We start from the raw sequence: 730 nt of genomic DNA, 5'->3' as shown, positions 1-730 counted from the left end.
CTTTTCAAGTCCTTGCATCAAAATATCTGTTGCATTGCGGTTTCCCACAACTCCGACGATTCCACACATAGATTTATTTCTAGCCTTTTGCTGGCAAAAAGCTAGTTCCTCCTTTATTGAAAATTGGTATAGTCTTATTTATCTTTTTATCGAGAGACGAAACCATTATACACAACAACTTGATATTTGTCAACATAAAATTGGTATAGTTTCGAGACAAGAAAAATTTGTTTAAAAACAAAAAAGCCTCCCGACAGAAGACTTTTCATAGCAATCAGAAAAACCAGGCTCAATGCCCCTTGTGCTTTTCCAATCGTTTTTGCTGTTTGAGTTCGAATTTCCTTTGCTTAGCCAGTTCTTTCTGTTGCTTGCGCTTGATGCGAGCGATTTGCTTTTGCTCTTCAAATTGCAGCTTCAGCGCTTCCTGAGACTTTGAAGAACGTGAAGCCATCTGCTCTTTTTTAGCCTGTCTCTGCAGGCGTTTAGGACTGACCGACTTAGTCTTCTCCTTCACCCTGATGCTAGGACTAAACTGCAACCGATGATAATAACGGTTTAGAAAATCCAACAATTCCTGCGTACTAGGCTCTGCACCAAAGGTGACTCGGCAAACTCTATAAGATTGAGCATGTTCCTGCTCGAAAAGACCGTACCAAAATCCCTCTTCAAAATAAACTGTCAGCGTCATTGAAATCTTATCCATGACAGCACCTCCTTTAAAAATCCCTAA

At 40.1% G+C, this 730-nt stretch carries 1 protein-coding gene; it reads right to left on the bottom strand.

Going from position 1 to position 730, the window contains the following annotated elements; genetic code table 11:
- Positions 1-289: 289 nt before the first annotated feature.
- Entirely contained in the window at positions 290-703 is a 414-nt protein-coding gene (locus D8792_RS10990; protein WP_061910944.1) for a YjdF family protein, read from the bottom strand.
- Positions 704-730 lie beyond the last annotated feature (27 nt).

This window comes from Streptococcus cristatus (assembly GCF_003943505.1).
Lineage (GTDB): Bacteria > Bacillota > Bacilli > Lactobacillales > Streptococcaceae > Streptococcus > Streptococcus cristatus_E.
The sequence above is the reverse complement of the archived record's forward strand: the minus strand, read 5'-3'. Positions and strand labels throughout refer to the sequence as shown.

Coding starts and splice junctions, on each gene's coding strand:
- D8792_RS10990 (WP_061910944.1), bottom strand. CDS start 703: ATGGATAAGATTTCAATGACGCTGACAGTTTATTTTGAAGAGGGATTT.